18 protein-coding genes and 1 CRISPR repeat array are annotated in these 17,076 nt (G+C 69.0%); of the genes, 15 read left to right on the top strand and 3 right to left on the bottom strand.

All coding sequences use genetic code 11. The features are described from left to right. Nucleotides 1-6 precede the first annotated feature (6 nt). From cas1e to ACFYZA_RS30445, 4 genes are all read left to right on the top strand, one after another. The gene (gene cas1e / locus ACFYZA_RS30460) at nt 7-966 is read left to right on the top strand and encodes a type I-E CRISPR-associated endonuclease Cas1e (RefSeq protein ID WP_388493878.1); all 960 of its coding nucleotides are present in this window, start codon (nt 7-9) and stop codon (nt 964-966) included. After that, entirely contained in the window at nt 963-1,310 is a 348-nt protein-coding gene (gene cas2e / locus ACFYZA_RS30455; protein WP_388493876.1) for a type I-E CRISPR-associated endoribonuclease Cas2e, read from the top strand. The genes cas1e and cas2e overlap by 4 nt, the downstream gene beginning before the upstream one ends. Before the next feature lie 95 nt (nt 1,311-1,405). Next, nucleotides 1,406-2,530: a CRISPR direct-repeat array (repeat unit 29 nt; unit sequence CTGCTCCCCGCGCACGCGGGGATGGACCC). A gap of 102 nt (nt 2,531-2,632) precedes the next feature. Continuing rightward, on the top strand, nt 2,633-3,328 hold the full coding sequence (locus ACFYZA_RS30450) for a hypothetical protein (protein WP_388493874.1): 696 nt from the start codon (nt 2,633-2,635) through the stop codon (nt 3,326-3,328). A gap of 471 nt (nt 3,329-3,799) precedes the next feature. Then, nucleotides 3,800-4,348: a DUF4262 domain-containing protein gene (locus ACFYZA_RS30445; protein ID WP_388493872.1), complete on the top strand. Its 549-nt coding sequence runs from the start codon at nt 3,800-3,802 to the stop codon at nt 4,346-4,348. Between the two features lie 380 nt (nt 4,349-4,728). Here ACFYZA_RS30445 and ACFYZA_RS30440 read toward each other — a convergent pair whose 3' ends face one another. Both ACFYZA_RS30440 and ACFYZA_RS30435 read right to left on the bottom strand, forming a co-directional pair. After that, on the bottom strand, nt 4,729-4,956 hold the full coding sequence (locus tag ACFYZA_RS30440) for a hypothetical protein (protein WP_388493871.1): 228 nt from the start codon (nt 4,954-4,956) through the stop codon (nt 4,729-4,731). A 123-nt stretch (nt 4,957-5,079) separates the two neighbouring features. Beyond that, nucleotides 5,080-5,499 carry a VOC family protein gene (locus ACFYZA_RS30435; RefSeq protein ID WP_388494189.1) on the bottom strand — a complete coding sequence of 140 codons (420 nt, stop codon included), beginning with the start codon at nt 5,497-5,499 and terminating at the stop codon, nt 5,080-5,082. A 235-nt stretch (nt 5,500-5,734) separates the two neighbouring features. Between ACFYZA_RS30435 and ACFYZA_RS30430 the strand changes: the two genes are divergently transcribed. From ACFYZA_RS30430 to ACFYZA_RS30380, 11 genes are all read left to right on the top strand, one after another. Continuing rightward, nucleotides 5,735-6,718 carry a YncE family protein gene (locus tag ACFYZA_RS30430; RefSeq protein WP_388493870.1) on the top strand — a complete coding sequence of 328 codons (984 nt, stop codon included), beginning with the start codon at nt 5,735-5,737 and terminating at the stop codon, nt 6,716-6,718. Between the two features lie 145 nt (nt 6,719-6,863). Further along, a complete protein-coding gene (locus tag ACFYZA_RS30425; protein ID WP_388493868.1) occupies nt 6,864-7,187 on the top strand; it encodes an ArsR/SmtB family transcription factor in 324 nt (107 codons plus the stop codon). 325 nt (nt 7,188-7,512) lie between these two features. Next, nucleotides 7,513-8,220 carry a TIGR02466 family protein gene (locus ACFYZA_RS30420; protein WP_388493867.1) on the top strand — a complete coding sequence of 236 codons (708 nt, stop codon included), beginning with the start codon at nt 7,513-7,515 and terminating at the stop codon, nt 8,218-8,220. A gap of 102 nt (nt 8,221-8,322) precedes the next feature. Next, a complete protein-coding gene (locus ACFYZA_RS30415; RefSeq protein WP_388493865.1) occupies nt 8,323-9,369 on the top strand; it encodes a beta-propeller fold lactonase family protein in 1,047 nt (348 codons plus the stop codon). Nucleotides 9,370-9,507: 138 nt separating this feature from the next. Continuing rightward, a complete protein-coding gene (locus ACFYZA_RS30410; protein ID WP_388493864.1) occupies nt 9,508-10,269 on the top strand; it encodes a hypothetical protein in 762 nt (253 codons plus the stop codon). Further along, nucleotides 10,266-11,630, top strand: a complete 1,365-nt coding sequence (locus ACFYZA_RS30405; RefSeq protein ID WP_388493863.1) for an MFS transporter — start codon at nt 10,266-10,268, stop codon at nt 11,628-11,630. The genes ACFYZA_RS30410 and ACFYZA_RS30405 overlap by 4 nt, the downstream gene beginning before the upstream one ends. 14 nt (nt 11,631-11,644) lie before the next feature. Continuing rightward, complete coding sequence (locus ACFYZA_RS30400; RefSeq protein WP_388493862.1) at nt 11,645-12,805, top strand: DNA glycosylase AlkZ-like family protein; 1,161 nt, start codon at nt 11,645-11,647, stop codon at nt 12,803-12,805. 143 nt (nt 12,806-12,948) lie between these two features. Next, nucleotides 12,949-13,323 carry a hypothetical protein gene (locus ACFYZA_RS30395; RefSeq protein ID WP_388493861.1) on the top strand — a complete coding sequence of 125 codons (375 nt, stop codon included), beginning with the start codon at nt 12,949-12,951 and terminating at the stop codon, nt 13,321-13,323. Between the two features lie 415 nt (nt 13,324-13,738). Beyond that, nucleotides 13,739-14,281, top strand: coding sequence for an HNH endonuclease family protein (locus ACFYZA_RS30390; protein ID WP_388493859.1), 543 nt, complete (start codon nt 13,739-13,741; stop codon nt 14,279-14,281). A 65-nt stretch (nt 14,282-14,346) separates the two neighbouring features. Further along, nucleotides 14,347-14,661, top strand: coding sequence for a hypothetical protein (locus tag ACFYZA_RS30385; RefSeq protein WP_388493857.1), 315 nt, complete (start codon nt 14,347-14,349; stop codon nt 14,659-14,661). 576 nt (nt 14,662-15,237) lie between these two features. Further along, the gene (locus ACFYZA_RS30380) at nt 15,238-15,558 is read left to right on the top strand and encodes a hypothetical protein (protein WP_388493855.1); all 321 of its coding nucleotides are present in this window, start codon (nt 15,238-15,240) and stop codon (nt 15,556-15,558) included. Between the two features lie 375 nt (nt 15,559-15,933). On the opposite strand, the gene ACFYZA_RS30375 is transcribed toward ACFYZA_RS30380, so the two are convergent. After that, nucleotides 15,934-16,566: a hypothetical protein gene (locus tag ACFYZA_RS30375; RefSeq protein ID WP_388494188.1), complete on the bottom strand. Its 633-nt coding sequence runs from the start codon at nt 16,564-16,566 to the stop codon at nt 15,934-15,936. Nucleotides 16,567-17,076 lie beyond the last annotated feature (510 nt).

Genomic DNA, 17,076 nt, shown 5'->3' with positions numbered 1-17,076 from the left:
ACAATCATGTCGACTGTCGGACAGCGCCCCCAATCCAGCCCGCGCGAACTCACCCGCGCCGGCGACCGCATCTCCTTCGTCTACCTGGAGCGGTGCACCATCCACCGGGACGCCAACGCCATTACCGCAGAGGACGCCGACGGCGTCACCCACATCCCGTCGGCCACCATCGGCACGCTTCTTCTCGGCCCGGGAACCCGCATCACGCACCAAGCGATGAGCGTGCTGGGGGAGACCGGCGCCGCGGTGGTGTGGGTCGGTGAGCACGGCGTCCGCTATTACGCCGCCGGCCGGGCCCTCACCCGTTCCTCAGCTCTTGCCGAAGCCCAGGCCGCCGCGTGGGCAAACCGGCGAAGCCGCCTCGCCGTTGCCCGCGCGATGTACCGCCTGCGGTTCCCTGACGAAGACCCGACCGGCCTCACCCGCCAGGAACTCCTGGGCCGCGAAGGCCGACGCGTCAAACAGTGCTATCAGCAGCACGCCCAGCGCACGGGCATCACCTGGGAGGGACGCCGATACGCCCCCGGCGACTTCACCGCCGGAGACCCCGTCAACCAAGCCATCACCGCAGCCGCCCAATGCATGTACGGAATCGCACACACCATCGTCACCGCACTCGGCTGCTCACCCGCACTTGGCTTCATCCACTCCGGACACGAACTCTCCTTCGTCCTGGACATCGCAGACCTCTACAAAACCGAAATCGGCATCCCCATCGCCTTCGACATCGCAGCCGAAAGCCCCGAAGAACCAGGCCCCCGAACCCGGCGCGCATTGCGCGACCACATCCACCGCACAGGGCTCATGGACCGCTGCGTCAACGACATCAAACACCTTCTCGGTGCGACCACGTCCCCAGACGACAGCACCCAGGAGCCCTTCACAGACACCGTCACACTGCAGAGCGACGGCAACGTCCTACTGCCCGCCGGACACAACCATGACCTCTACGGAGACGCTTGGTGACCGTCATTGTTCTCACCAACTGCCCAGCCGGCCTACGAGGATTTCTCACCCGCTGGCTATTGGAGATCTCACCCGGAGTCTTCATTGGCAACCCCAACACCCGCATTCGCGACGTCCTGTGGGCCGAGGTCCAGCAGTACGCCAACCAAGGCCGCGCCCTTCTCGCCCATACGACCGACACCGAACAGGGCTACACCTTCCGGACCCATGACCACACCTGGCACCCCACCGACCACGAAGGCCTCACACTCATCCGCCGACTCTCGACCCCGCCCTCCACTGCCAGCAAGCCCAAACCTGGCTGGAGCAACGCTGCCAAACGCCGCAGATTCAGTCGAAACTAAGCACAGCGGAAATAGGCACCTCGCCCCATATGTCGGAATCCTTGAAAGTGAGTAAAAGCCAGCTCCGCTCCTGGAAAAGCCCCAGCTCAGGGAGCCTGCTCCCCGCGCACGCGGGGATGGACCCCGGTCCGTCGGAGTGAGCGCCGTGGTCGCGTTCTGCTCCCCGCGCACGCGGGGATGGACCCCAGGGCCAGAACCAGGTGCCAGCCTGAACAGCCTGCTCCCCGCGCACGCGGGGATGGACCCCCTCCATGCCCATCATCGGCCCCGGCCACGACCTGCTCCCCGCGCACGCGGGGATGGACCCGATCCGCAGGTTGACGCGAGGGTCGAAGCTGGCTGCTCCCCGCGCACGCGGGGATGGACCCCAGGGTTGCATATGCGCTCGTTCCCAACGCCCCTGCTCCCCGCGCACGCGGGGATGGACCCTGTGATCACGGGCTGGCGGCTTCGCATTCCGACTGCTCCCCGCGCACGCGGGGATGGACCCTACACGGCCCCGGCCGGCGATGACGCCGCACCCTGCTCCCCGCGCACGCGGGGATGGACCCTGGCGGCCGGTGCGCAGGTCTGGCACGAAGGCCTGCTCCCCGCGCACGCGGGGATGGACCCGACCAAGGCGCGGCCCAGCGCACGGCGTCCATCTGCTCCCCGCGCACGCGGGGATGGACCCTCGACCAACGCGTCGCCCAGCCGCAGCACACCCTGCTCCCCGCGCACGCGGGGATGGACCCGCCGCCTACGCGACCCGAAAACTCCTCGAATCCTGCTCCCCGCGCACGCGGGGATGGACCCGCGGCGGTCACCGCTCGGCCAGCTTGCGGCGGCTGCTCCCCGCGCACGCGGGGATGGACCCGCGGCGGTCACCGCTCGGCCAGCTTGCGGCGGCTGCTCCCCGCGCACGCGGGGATGGACCCCGGCCTCCCCGTTTCCAGTCGGCCCTCATCCGCTGCTCCCCGCGCACGCGGGGATGGACCCACCCGGCCACCCTGGCCGCTTTCGATCTTCTACTGCTCCCCGCGCACGCGGGGATGGACCCTGGTCCGTGCGGTCCTTGGGCAGGGACTTGGGCTGCTCCCCGCGCACGCGGGGATGGACCCGCCGCTTAGCGGCTATGCGGGCCGGCCGCCGGCTGCTCCCCGCGCACGCGGGGATGGACCCGACTACCGAACCCGCCACGGCGGCGACGTCGACTGCTCCCCGCGCGCGGGGATGGGCCCTCCGACACCGTGGTGCACATCCGGCGGACTCGGCGGGCGGAATCGCGGTGCAGGTCGACCGGGAGCTGCCCGGCCTCGCCGACGGCGAGCGCCGCCGGGTCCTTGAAGGCCACGCACCAACGCGGGCAGCGGTGGCTGGAGCACCGGGCTCGGCTGCGCAGCACCGTCCTCGACCAGTACCAGGAGCGGGTCGCAGCCCACCAGGACCCCGCAGGGCTGGCCCGGCAGGCGCGGGGCCTCGTCGGCGAAGAGGGCGCGACGGACGAGGACAGGGCCCAGTTCGCCGCGATCCAGCGCCAGATGCAGCAGACAGTGGCTGAGCATCGCGTGGCCGAGGCCCGGAAGAAGGCCGAGGCCGACCGGGCCGCGCAAGAAGCGAAGCAGCGCGCGGCACAAGCGCGGCAGCACGCCCTCGAGCGGGAGGAGGCCCGCGAGGAGGAGGCGGCGCGGATTGCGCGGATCGAGTCGCTGGTGCCGCCGGTGCGGGGCGGCCTGAAGCTGGCGGCCGGGAAAGGCGAGGTGCGTACCTGGCAGGAACTGCAGTACAAGACCGGAGCCCGCGACCTCAAGGGCCTCTCCTGCAAGGACCGGATCGACCTCCTGGTGCTGGTCGAGCAGAGGACGCCGCCCGATGAGCCCCTGTGGTCCGTGCTGCTCACGGGGCACGACGACCAGGAGGCGCTCGCCATGTACCGTGCCGTCTGCGCAAGGCTCGGCAGGGACGCTGCCGAGGACGACCTCGAACTCATCGCGCAGCTGACGGCCCAACGTGCCGAGCTCCACCGGCTCCACCGGTAGGCATCAGGCGTGCGGGGCGGCACCTTCGGAACCGACCCCGATCCTGCGGATTCATCCTCCGCGGAATCGGGGGAGACTGTCCGGCCTCCCCGAGCACGCACAAGAGTCGGTGCGTGACGTGATGGACATCGCGGTGCGCTCTCCGTGGGGCTGGCCCCAGTGGAACACGGGCGATCCAGAGGGCGAGGACGTCCGGCGGCCGCTGTAGGGCAGCTCTCCGTCGTCTACGTCATCAATCGGCTGAACCAGCATCTGTCCGTGCTGGACATCATCTGGATCGGATAGCAGACTGCTTCGCCGACGGCGACCTGCTCTCGATCCAGGGCCACATCGCGGACAGGGGCTTTATACGTGAGTGGTGGGTTCTGGCACCTATCTTGGGGAGCCAGCGCGGAGGGTGACGGCGCTGTTCGATTGAGAGGGCCCAACCCCGGTTGTTCGGCGTGAAGCCTCACGTCGTAGCCTCCGGACATGCCTGATGATCCGTTCCAGTGCCGCTGCGTCCTCTGCCATGACTACGGCGACCGGGATGAAGCGGACCGCATGGATCTGACGGTCATCGAGCATGTGCAGCAGCACGGATGGCACGTCGTGATGGTTCCCGAAGACGAGATCGGTCCTGGATTCGCCTACACGATCGGCCTCGCGCACACGTACGGCGGGGCTGAGCTCTCCATGTTCGGGCTCGACGTCTATGCCATGCACCCAATGCTCAATACGCTCGGAGAGAAGTCTGCCGCGGGCGAGGTGCTGGCGGACGGCCAGAGCCATACTGATGTTGTCGACGGGCAACGGGTCGCGCTCGGGCAGATTGATCGCGGCTGGTACCGGACCTTCTTCGGGCAGGCCATCGGGTTCTACCGGCGGCCGCCTCTCCCCGTACTGCAAGTCGCGTGGCCTGATGCCGAAGGCCGTTTCCACTGGGATGAGCAGGCTGACGAGAGGCATCGCGAGTCACAGCCTCAGTTGTGGCTGCCCCCGAGTGACCATCCTGTCGGGATCTGGACGACCGAACTCTGACCTCAAGGGGCCATGGAGCCGGTGAGCCGGCAAGCGGGTGCCGCACTACTGAAGCAAGATCATCTTGCGTAGAAGTTCGAATCCGGCTCTGCCGTACAGCTGTCGCTTGATCTTCTTGATGCGGTTCACGGCGCTTTCGATGCTGCCCGAGCTCCAGTCGAGGGTGAGGCCGGCGGTCACGGTGTCGAGGTCTCGGAGCAGGTGGAGCGCGAAGCCGGTGAGCCCGGGCAGCCTGCTGGCGTCGACCGTGTCGATCCAAGCAGGGGGCGTGGCGCCGAGGCGGTCGGTCAGTATCTCGCCGAAACCGCGGCCGTGTCCGGCGGCCGTGTCCAGTTCGGGACAGCGGGCCAGGACGGCCTTCAGGCCGACGCGGTCCTCCTCTACTTGCGCGTTGCTGACCAGGCGGCGCTGAGCTCCGCGAGCTGTCGGCGGAGGTGGCCTCGCTGCTCCTCCAGGTCCAGGGAGGTGGGCGACAGGAGGACGACGTTGTCGCGGTAGGGGCGGAAGCCGATGTGCTGCCATCCCATGCTGATCTTGGCAGTAACGCGGTCCCACTCGTCCGACCGCCGGATGCCTGTGACCAGGTCGGAGATGCCGGGTGCGCTCACAACAGCCCGGCAGCCAGGCCGACCGGAATGCGGTGGCGGCGACGCCGATGCCGCGCCGGACTCTTCTCGAGATCAGTGCGCGCCTCGAGGTGGCCATGGTCAGGGGTGCTGCGTCCCTGTCGGCTAGGCGGTCTCGGTGTGGAGTGGGGCGATGAGCTCGATTTCGAAGTGGTCGGTGTTTTCGAGGTAGGCGGCGTGTTGCTGGGGGCCGCCGGCGTGGGGGTGGCGGTCGGGGAAGAGGAGGGTCCAGCCGTTGTCCTGGGCTTTGTTGGTGAGGAGTTCGACGTGTTGGGGGGTGTCGATGTGGAAGGCGAGGTGGTTGAGGCCGGGGGCGAGGCGGTCGTGGCGGGTGTGGGTGAGGGCGGGGGACTGTTCGAAGACGAGGTAGGTGGGGCCGAGTTTCCAGCTGCGGCCGTGTTCCCAGGTCTGGTGGAGGGTGTAGCCGAGGTCTTCCAGGAGCCACTGCCAGTCGTTGATGGCGCGGGTGAGATCGGGGACCCAGATCTCGACGTGATGCAGTGTGCCGGTGGTCGGCGTGCTCATGTCTGTCACGGAGAGTGTGCTCCTTGGGTGAGTTGGGGGCGGCATCGTATACCGGATCGAGAGGATTTCTTCCAGACTGCGCTGTCGGTCATATGCCGTTCAGTTACGGACAGTTGACGGAAAAGGGTCTCTCCTGCTGTGCCGATCCGCTATCACGGAGAAGACGGTCGGGTCCGTGCTCTGGCGGCGGCCGCTGGGCGGCGTGCATGTCGTGGAGGGGGAGAGGGGGCCGAGGATGGCGGTGTTCGTGGTCTCCGCCGACACCGCGGCGGGCTCTCTCACGGTGACGGAGAAGGCCGGCCCCTCCTCCTATCGGCGGCCCGTATCGGTGGTGATGGGACGGGGGCCGCTGGGGGTGGCCCAGTGCGGCCCTGGCGGGATGCTGTTCGTGGCGCTCGCGGTCTGCGACGAGGTCTTCTCGGTGGACGTACCGACGGGCCGCGTGGCCGACGGGATCCGGGTGGGCTGGGCGCCGCGCAGCCTTGCCCCGGTCCCCGCTACGCCGTACCTGCTGGTCGCGAACGCGGGTTCGGACACTGTGTCGGTCATCGACACCGTAGAAGGCCGAACAGCGGCGTCGATCGACGTGGGGCGGGAACCGGGCGCGATGGCGGTGAGCGCTGACGGGTGCACCGCGCTGGTGTGTGAGCGGGGAGCCGGCACGGTGGCGGCTCTGGACCTGTCGCCGCTGGCGAAGGGCATCCCCGCGCGGATCTCCTTGCGCTGGCGGACCGGTATCGGCCCCCATCCGCACACTCAGCCGCGGGCTGTCGCGCTGTGCGGGGGACGGGCAGTCGTGGCGTGTGCCCGCCGCGACGTTCTGCCGGTACTGAACGTCGACGACGGCGTGCTGGTCGCGGACGTGGCGCTGCCTGTGCCGGGTGTGGCCCCGGCCGGTGTCGCGGTGACCGGCAGGGACGGCTTCGCCCTGGTGGCGTTGGAGCGCGCCGGGCTGCTCGCGGTGGTGGATCTGCTGGACTGGCGTGTCACCCGCCAGATACCCATCGGGCCCGGGCCCCGGCACCTCGCGGTCGACGCGGATGACGGGACGGTGTACTGCGCCCTCGCACAGCACAGCCGTCTGGCCGTGCTGCACCTGGACGGTGTGGACCTGTCCACCACCGACGGCGAGCCGCAGCTCGACACCCTGGCGACCGGGACCCGTCCCAGCGCCGTCGCGGTCGCCCGCACCAACGAGCCCGCACCGGACGGGACCTGACGGCAGATCAAGCAGCGCGGCCGGGCACAGGAGTGGCCGGTGCCCTGCCGGGCTGCACGGTTCGCGCGGGGCCGTCGAGAGCTCGGTCCGGGGTGCGGCGCGGCTGCGGGCGTATCCAGCAATCGCACGTCGGAAGGCCGAGACCATGTCTCCTACCAACGTCCTGTCTGCCGGCCGTGGCCGGCCGGCTCCCGGGCACCGGGCGCTGGCTGCCCTGCTCGGCACGACCCGCTCTCAGGTCCTGCGACAGGTCGCGAAGGCAGCCCCTGCCACAACGAGCGAGATTGTGGCGGCTCTTGAGGTCAGTGCGGCCACTGTGTCGCACCACACTGGTGTCCTTGGCCGCTCGGGACTGATCACCACACGACGCGACGGTGCCAGCGTCCGCCACACCCTCACCCCCTTAGGCCGCAGTCTCCTGGATGCCCACGGCCTGCCTGTCGCACCATCCACGCCCCCCAGCCCCTGAACTGTCTCCCCGCCGGCATCCCGCCAGTGAGGGGGAGCGCCCGCGCACGCCCCCGGCTCTCCCGTCCCGCTCCCTTTACTGGCGGGGAGCGCGGGACAGGTGACGTGCCCGGTGACTGCGGTGCGCAACCCAGTGGCCCGGCCTTGACGAGCAGACCGCCCGTCGCGAAAGCGTGAGGGTGCGCAGTTCGTGCGTGCGCTCTTTTTGAGCAGGATCGAAAAGATTGCCAGGTCATGAATTCCGGGAAACACTGAGGGCTGCTCGCCCCTGAAATCTTCTTCAATTCACTTTGAAATGCACTGACTTACTGTGGGGGGTATCACGCATGTCGGTATACGAGACAGCCCGCACGCCACCTCCGCAACAGAGCCCGGACGAGGGCAGTGCGACGACGCGGGCGATGGTGTCGCAGTTGTTCGCGACGCCGGTGGCCCGTGTGCGGTGCCCGTTCGCCGACGACGTGAACCCGCCGCTCGCCGCCGCTGTGAGCGAGCGAGAGGGGGCGCGGGTGAAGGACTTCGGCTACAAGCGGGAGACGGCCGGGGAATTCACCGCCTGGGGCGGCAGTGACGCGGCGCGGCTGAGCCGCTGGGTGTGCTCGGTCGCCGGCAAGTTCGTCGAGTCCCTGACCGGCATGCCCCTGACCAAGGCATTCACGCACTCCCTGGCACGGGAAGGTGAACAGCTTGTCGGCGAGGCGTCCGTGTCGGTGGGGGTGACGCGCAGCTGGGCCTCCCTCTACCGGGAGGGTGATCTGCACGAGCCGCACTTCCATCCCAACACGGCGCTGTCCGCGGTCTACTACGTGGCCGCGCCCGGCGCCTGTGAGATCGATCTGTTCGACCCGCGGCCCGCGGTCGACTACTACGACCCGGGGATCTGTCTGGCGGGGGAGAGCCACCGGGTCCGCCTCGCCTGCACACCGGGGGAGCTGATCGTCTTTCCCGGCTGGCTCAAGCACGCGGTACCCCCCTTCACAGGCGAGGAGACGCGTATCTCCATTGCCTGGAACCTGAACTATTTCACCGGCTGACCAAGCATCCCGTGTCGGCCTGCACGTCAACCCGCGGACCGGAAAAAGTCCTGTCCCATTTCCTGGTCTGCTGTCCTCTCGAAAGAAAAGGAAAAAGTCGCCATGCGTAATATCCAGTTCTTCTCGACCGACACCGACGACGGCGTGGTCTCGGTGGTCGCCAAGACCGGCCCGGGCGAGCACCGCACCGTCAAGCACATTCCGGTCGGCAACGCCCCGCGCGGCGGGGTGAAGTTCACCAAGGACGGCCGCGGCTTCGTCTGCAATACCTCCCAGAACACCATCTCGGAGATCGACGCGGTCGCCCTGAACGAGGTCCGCCGGATCGAGGTCGGCCACGGACCGCGCGGCCAGGGCCTGATCCCGGGCGACAAGTACCTGCTGGTCTCCAACTCCGGCTCCAACACCATCTCGGTCGTCGACCTCGAACTCAACGTCGAGGTCCACCAGATCCCCACCGGCCGCGACCCCCGCCACATGGGCATCAGCAAGGACGGCACCCTCGCCTACGTCTGCATCTGGGGCGGCGGCTACGTCAGCAAGCTCGACATCTCCGCGCTGGCCGACGGCAACCCCCTGGGCGTCACCGAACTCGCGCAGATCCCCGTCGACCGCGAGGCCCACCCCTACAGCCTGGGTATCGACCCCTCGGGCCGGCGGGTGTTCGTCGCCAACACCCAGGCCGACTACACCACCGTCATCGACACCGACACCGACCAGACTCACCGCGTGGACGTCGCCTCCACCGGCGGGCGCGGCGTCGCCTTCACCCCCGACGGCCGCCACGCGCTCGTCACGGTCGAGAACTCCTCCACCATCGCTGTCATCGACGTCGACACCCTCGCCGTGACCCGCCAGATCCCCACCGGCTCCGGACCGCGCGGCCTGGTCGTCGACCCCGGTGACCAGACCGTCTACGTCACCAACTTCGCCCGCGCCGGCATGATGGCCGCCCACCCCAACTTCGCCCCCAACAGCCTCACCATGGTCGACCTCACCTCCGCGCCACTGGACCGCGACGAAGGCACCTTCACCTACGAGGAGATCACCGTCGGCTACGGCCCCTGCTCCGTCGTCATGTTCGACCTCGACACCCTCTCCGAGCCCGAGCGCCTGCGCCGCCTCAACCGCGCCGACACCAGCGCCTGACCCCCGGCCGGGCCAGGGATACGCGGCCGTCGCCCGTTTCCCTGGCCCCTGGCCGTCGCGGGCCCGGCCGGCCGCAGGGCCCGCGACGGCACCCAAACCCCCTGCACTGCCTGTTTTCTCGTCCGGGAGCAGACCACATTGGCCGAGGTCACCTTTCACCCGCTCCACCCCTGGGCGCTGCTGCCCGAGAAGCCGAAGGCCGGCCGGGCCGAGGCGCGCGCGGAACGCGACGCCTACCAGGACTCGTTCCGCTACCTGCGCATCCCCCGCCTGCCCGCGGACTGCCCTCCCTGGGTCCTGGGCCAGGAACTGGGCTGGGCGCTGCGCTCCCCGCTCACCCTCACGATGCGGCCGCTGGAGGACATCGGCCTGGCCGTCCCCGACGCCGAAGACCCCCAGCAGGTGGGCCGCCGCCTCGGGGGGCAGCGCATGTTCCAGCGCGGCAAGGACTGGATCGCCACCGGGGATGCCTCCTGGCTCCACCTCGGCGACTACCGCACGGCCACCGGCGGTTGGGAAGGCATGTTCATCCCGAACGGGCAGGGCACCGTGGAATGGCGCCTGGGCTTCGCCGCCCACGTCCCGCCGGGCACCTTCCTCATGGTCATGCCCCCACCCGGCCCCCACACTCCGGGCCTGAGCGTGCCGCTCGGCGTGATCCCCGCCAAAGCCGTCAACGCGATGGCCGAGAGAGGAGGCATGAGCATCGCCGTCCAGCCCGACCATCCCGTCCCCATCCACCGCGGACAGGAGATCGCCCGGATCGTGCTCCTGCACCCCGACTCCCTGCGCGCCACCGCACACACCCTTCCCACCGCATCAGCGACCACCCCGTCTCCTGCCGCCGGCGAGGCGCACAAAGCTCCCGAGGCACCGAACGCTCCGGAGGGCTCGCCGTGACCGCCTCCAGCCCACCCGCCGGCATTGATGCGGAACACCCCAGCACGCTGCGCCTGTTGACCGGCCGCCCGGTGCGCGGACTTCTCACGATCGCCTTCCTGACCCGCACCACCGCGGCGACCCTGCCCATCCTGCTGCTTCTGGCCCTCGCTGACGCCCACGGCTACGCCCGGGCGGCGACCGTCGGTGGCACCTACACCCTGGTCCTGGCTCTCTGCGCCCCGCTGCGCGGTCGTCTCCTGGACCGCTGTGGACCGCGCGTGCTGCTGGCCATGGCTGGCGCCACCACCCTGCTGCTCGCCTTGGTCGCCGCCGGCATCCACTACGCCTGGCCCTGGCTCACCACCCTCCCGCTGGTCATCGCCGCCACCCTCACCAGCCCCCCGCTCAACGCCGCCCTGCGCAGCTCCTGGCGGCGCTTGGCCACCGGGGAGGCTCAGCTGAAAGCCGTCCACAGCGCGGACAGTGTGCTCGAGGAAGCCGGCTTCGTCCTGGCCCCCCTGATTGCCGGAGCCGCCCTCGTCCTGCTCGGCCCCCGCCACGGCTACGAGACAGCGGCCGCCTGCTTCGTCGCCGTCATGGCCCTCTATCTCGCCGCAGCCCACCGCCACCACCTCACCCCCGCCCGCACACCGGCACCGGCCGCCGCACCGCGAAACCGCGGGCGACGCTGGCTCGGGCCACTTGCCCTGCCCGGCATGCCGGCCATCCTGCTGCCGCTCCTGGTGATGGGCGCCCTGTTCGGCGGCACCGGCATCCTGGTCCCCGCCTACACCCAGCACGAACACGCCACCGCTTGGCTCGGCCCCCTCCTCGCCGCGACCAGCACCGGCGGCGTCCTCGGCGGCATCGCCTACGCAGCCCTGCCCTGGCGCAGCGGCCTGTGGCACAAATACCGGATCCTCACCCTCGGCCTCACCACCCCCGCCCTCCTGCTCTTCCTCGCCCGCCCCCTCTGGCTCCTCGCCACCCTCCTTCTGATCGCGGGCCTGTTCGTCACCCCGCTGTTCATCAACGCCTTCCTGCTGACCGACGCCACCGCCACCGATGACATGCGCATCGAGGCAAACACCTGGATCGGCGCCACCGCCGACGTCGCCAACGGCATCATGGCCACCATCACCGGAACCCTCGTCCAAGCACAGAAATGGGACACCGCCCTGCTCACCCTCACCTGCTGCGCCGCCACAGGAGCCGCCGCAACCCTCCTCCAGATGAGCCGGCACCGCGCCCGGCCCGCCCGGTCCGACGTGGGGGAGGGACAGCCGACACCGGCCGCAACAGCCCAGCCCACTGCGGCCGGTGACGCCCGGCCTGCCCAGGCCCCGGCAGTGTCGGGTGCGACGGACCACCACCCGTGACAGGAACAGCAGGCGTGAGCGCTTCACCACGTCCCGAGGCCGAACTCTCCCTGGCACAGGCCCGGAGCATCGCGGTCGCCGCGGCCTTCCCACCCGGCGACCGTGCCGACGTCCCGTCGGTACTGCGGCACTTGCATGCGGTGCAGCTCGACAGCATCAGCGTCCTGGCCCGCGCCCACCAGCTCACCCTCGCCACCCGCATCCCCCACGCCACCACCAGTGACGTCGACGCCGCCCTCAACTCGAGCAGCCCGCCCGCGGCGTTCGTGTATCCCGCCCACGCCCTCAGCCTGGTGCCCCTTGACGACTGGCCGCTGTGGGCGTTCAGACGCCGCCACACCCGCACCCGTCCCCAGTACCCCGACGCTGGACAGCGCGCAGCGCTCATCGCCCGCATCCGCGCCGACGGGCCCCTGCCGCTACGCAGCCTGCGCACCGAACAGCCCACGACCACCGGATGGGGCTGGGGACCTACGAAGACCGCCCTCGAGTTCATGGTCTGGGCCGGCGACCTAGCCTGCACCCGCTACACCTCAGGCCAACGCCTCTTCGACCTCGCCGAACGCTGCATCCCCCACTCGCTCCTCGGCGACGGCCTGGACGACGACACCTGCCAGATTCGGCTCCTCGAACACGCCGCCACCACCCTCGGACTGGGCACCGTCGACGACTATGCCGACTACCTCCGCATCCGCCCCGCAACCGCCGAACGGCTCCTGCCGCGCACGGCGCTTGCCTCGGTTGCCGTCGAGGGATGGGGGAGCGCCTGGGCCCACGCGTCCACGCTCGCCGGACCCGTAGCGGCCACCCGGGAGCCGGTCTTCCTCGGTCCGTTCGACAACCTCATCTGGCACCGCCCCCGCGTCCAGCGGCTCTTCGGCTTCACCCAGGTCTTCGAGGCCTACAAACCCGCGGCCCGCCGCGAACACGGCTACTACGTCTGCCCCCTCTTGGTCGACGGCCGTCTCATCGCTCGGGCCGACCTCACCTCTACACCCACCGGCCTCACCATCCACCAAGCCTCGTTCGAGACGCACGCAGGCCCCGATGGCATCGACCACTTCGCCAACGCCTGCCGCACCATGGCCACCACCACCGGAACCGACAGCACCACCGTCGAGGCCGGAGCCGCCGACCCGCACACGACAGCCGCGTTGCGCACGGCACTGCGGTAGACAGGGCTGACCAGGCCACCGAGCGCCGATGTGCCAGCGCGGAGCACCAGACCTGCGGGGAAACTGCGCCCCGCCTGTATCGCGTGCGCGTGTGCCAGAGAAACCGGATGGGGAGCCCCGGGCTGGACGCAGACACTCGGACGATGAGCTCCCTTGCGCCACAACAACCAGTCCAACGCGGCTGGGACGGGTCCTGGCACCGGGTCGGCACGGACGCCTTTGAGGCATCGTTCCTGCCGAGTCCCGACGAAGAGCCGGACGCCGTGTGCAACGTCGATGTCTTCGTGGAACTCAACGACGGCTCACGATGGAGCGCGACCGTGTTCACCCTCGCCGAGGTCGAACGTCTGATGAAGACCTGGGCGGGGAGCGGCGAGGCCCTGGGCGGCCGCTACTTCTGGGTATCCGACGGCCTGATCGTCCGGGATCCCGGTATCGCCAGCATGACCGACGTCATCGCCGGGCTGATCAAGGAGGAGGACTTCTCCGCAGTCTTCCAGCGACTTGCAGACGACTGAGCACGTCCCTGGAACGCCATCCCGCCAACCGAGATCAGCCATTTCGAGGCTGGCCCGCCGCCACCGACACCCGTGCCTACGCACTGGACAAGGAAGCTCAAGTGGGGGCGCTTTCGGGGGCAGGGGTGTGCCGTGTGCATGGGCAGGACGGCGGCCTGGGTAGGGTCAGGGCGGAATATCCAGTTTCGGGACGCGAGTTCGATGTAAGGGGTGGATGGTGGGCCGTCAGCACAGCGTGGCCGCAAGCTGTTTGGCCGTCGTGATCGTTTTCGGAGCTGTCGGGTGCTCCAGCAAAAGCGACGGCAGGCCCGCGGCCGACGGCAAGCCGTCGCCGTCGGGCTCCGCCTCCCGGTCCGTCACGGGAGGCGCGCAGGGCGCGCAGGGCGCACCGGGCGATGTGAAGCAGCTCCCGGGAATGCCGACGGTGTCGGTGGCCCGCGCGCAGCTGGCGGGACTGAAGGTCGCGGCGGCGGGATCGATGGCCGGCTACAGCCGGGAGAAGTTCCCGCACTGGGCCTCCCAGGGCGCCAAGTGCGACACCCGCGAAATCGTCCTGGAGCGGGACGGCACCGACGTGACGAAAGACGCCGACTGCAAAGCAGTCTCGGGCAGTTGGATCTCCCGCTACGACCACCTCACGTTCACGAGCGCGGCCAAGATGGACATCGACCACACCGTGCCACTGGCCAACGCCTGGCGCTCAGGGGCCAACACGTGGACGACGGAGCAGCGCAAGGCGTTCGCCAACGACCTGACGCATCCCCAGCTCGTCGCGGTCTCCGCCACCTCGAACCGGGCCAAGGGCGACCAGAGCCCCGATCAGTGGGCACCGCCCGCCAAGGACTACTGGTGCGCCTACGCGGAATCGTGGACCACCGTCAAGTCCACCTACCAGCTCACGGTCACCGACGTGGAGAAGGCCAAGCTGACGGACATGCTCACCACCTGCCCGGCCTGACCACACCCACGACGGCATTCGGTATCCGGTGGAGAGCCCGAGCGATTGCCGGGAAAGAGCAGGGCATGAACGACACATCACAGTCCCAGGCAGGCGCCAGCGGACCGCGGCGCTGCACCGGGCAGGTCACCGCGGGCCCGGGTGGTGCGATGACGGACGAGGTCGGTGTCATCACCGGTGACCTCACCCTCGCCACCAGCATTGAAGATGACGGTCTGGCTCACTCCCGCATTCAGTACACCGATGCGGATGAGTGGTACACCCTGACCGGCAGCCCTCAACCTCTGCCCGGCTCTGGGCTGCAGGCCCTGCACGAACAGACACTCGAAGCCGTCCGTTCCGGGGGCGCGGCGGAAGCCCCCATCCCCTCAGCTCCATAGCCCTCATGCAAGCACAAGTGCGGGAGAGCCGCCCTGGCGCAACCGGGGCGCGCTCTGCCTCATCCAGTGATGGGCTGCGACTGCTGTGATCCTCTGGTGGCGCGAAGCCGTCTGGACGGCGTGCTGCTGCGACTTCCCCCGTTATGTTTTTCGCGGTCCTGCAACGGGGCCGCTGGCTTCCGGGCCGGTATGACTGTGTCCCCTCTGTCGAACGGATGGCCTGGGGGGTGGTGTCGCCGGGCTCGTGCGGTGCCGTCGGAGACGCTGATGAGAGGTCCGACCACCGCCAGGGCAGATCCCGGTCGACCAGCGGGCCCTGATGCCGGCCGCGAACGCCCGCAATGGCGTCGCACACAGCGGTATCCACGACATCGCCGAGGTCCAGACCGTCTTCACCACCTGCCTTCGATAGATCGATCCATTGCTCACCGAGTTGGAGATCAACCTAAAGGTCTACTGGGGCAACTACATCTCGCTGCACGACAGGCTGATCGAGGAACAGGTCAAGGCCATCCGCATCCAGTTGGAGGGCAGCTCGCCAGAGCGCGAACTCTCTTCGAGCAGCGCTACGGACACTTGGCACGGAAGGAGCGCGAGATCGTCCTGGCGACGATCACGCGGCAGTCGCCGAGATACATGGAAAACGACGAAGAGAGGCTCTGCCCGGCCTGCGGGTTGAAGGACTGGCTCATGGGCGACACCCATATCGACGAGACGAACCAGCCAGTCGTGGTCTTCACGCCATACATCTTCGCCTGCTCCGCCTGCGACCTCGATGTCGAGAGCAAGGAACTCAGGGAACTCGGAGACCTTGCCGAGGAAGTCGTCCTCGAGGTGTCCGTGGACGAGTTCTACGTGAACTGGGAGCCCGACGAGGACCACTACAGAGACAGGTGAGCCTGCCGGTCATTCCGCAGGTTCTGTTAGCCGCAGTTACCAATATGTGCCCGGCGGCGGCATCGGCTTCAAGGAGGGCGCCGCCGGGCACTGCCGAGGGTGGCACAGGCCACTGACAGGAATTCCTGAACCGGGCGCGCCGCGCGCCTGGCAGGATCGTCCCGTGTGCCGGCACGGTTGCCGCCGCCATCAGTTGAAGAGCACCAGCCCAGGTCAAGTCCGCGTTCGGTGCGTGCACGCACCAGCGAGGCTGCGTAGGTACCTATCGGCGTACACCTCGAAGTGCCCAGGCGGGTACACGCGAACTTGCTCGGCCCGTGGCACACGATGACAGTCCCGAGGCCCGTTGTAACGGCGAACGGCCACACCGTCGTACTACGGCTCCGGCGGTATGGCCGGCCCGGGAAGATCGAGAAGGCGGGAGAGGGCGGCCGTAACGAGAGCGTAGTGGGCTGGCAGGTGTTCAAAAGCCCAGCCGGCTGCCAGAGCGAGGAAATCGGCCAGGTCGCGCTCGGCACCGGCGAGCAGTTCGCGGAGCTCGGTGTCGGACAGTTCGATCCCCGGGCTGTCGCTCAGTTCGGCGTTGAAGGTGAGCCGGATTGTGTCGCCCACGCGCTCCGCAACCGGTGAAACGGGCGCGTGGCCAAAGCCGATCAGAATGCTGTCGTCGACGAACTGGTGCCAGTCGCGCCAGTCCTCCAGGCCGTCGCAGCAGCCAGGTGCGAAGGTGACGCCTGCGGAGCTGTCGATGACCCGCAGGCCGCCAGCCGCGAAGAGGCACTCAAAGGTCAGCAGTCCATGGAGGAACGAGCTGAGCGCGTCAGCCGGACGAGGCGGGCGGTCGCCGTCGGGGTCGATGTCATTACAGCCCGCGATGCGCATCACCGCCGTCCCGACCTCGGCGGGTGACAGGTCACCGCTGAGAGGCAGGAAGCTGAACGGCTCGATCTCGGCTGTGGGCCAGAGGTCGAAGCCGTCAGGGGTATAGATCTCCAGGACGGGCTGCATGACGATCACCCAGCGGAGTGTTCCGCATCCCCCGCCCGAAGCGCCTCCCGATTTCGCCAGGCCGTCGTTGAGGCCAAGCTGGGCACCCTCGGTTGTACCGTCCTGAGTAGATCCGGGTGTACCCCGACAGCACTGGATCGGCGCCCCCCGTCACCGCTGCCGCCTTGAGGCTGGAGCCGGCGTGGCTTGACCTCTGAGCCGCACGGCGGGGGCCGCTCGATCCCGAGAACGTCCTCAACGCGTCAGGACCAACGCATCACATCCCCTTTAGCGATCGATAACGAAGCTACCGACGAAGCTGCTGCAGTCGTGCACTGCGTTCGACACACGCACAGCGGGCGCGTTGGCGCAGCGAGTCCGTCGCCGCCGTCTCTCCGGGGCGCGGTGCGGGGGTGGGTTGTGCGTGATGGTCGCGCGCGCCGGGGTACCCAGATGATATGTACGGTTCGCCGTTTTCCGGGCGGCCGTTGATTGCTGTGAGAGCCTTGGATTTCTGCCACGATCAGCGGC

It is taken from the genome of Streptomyces sp. NPDC001828 (genome assembly GCF_042892175.1).
Classification (GTDB): domain Bacteria; phylum Actinomycetota; class Actinomycetes; order Streptomycetales; family Streptomycetaceae; genus Streptomyces.
This window is presented reverse-complemented; position numbering and strand designations above follow the sequence as displayed.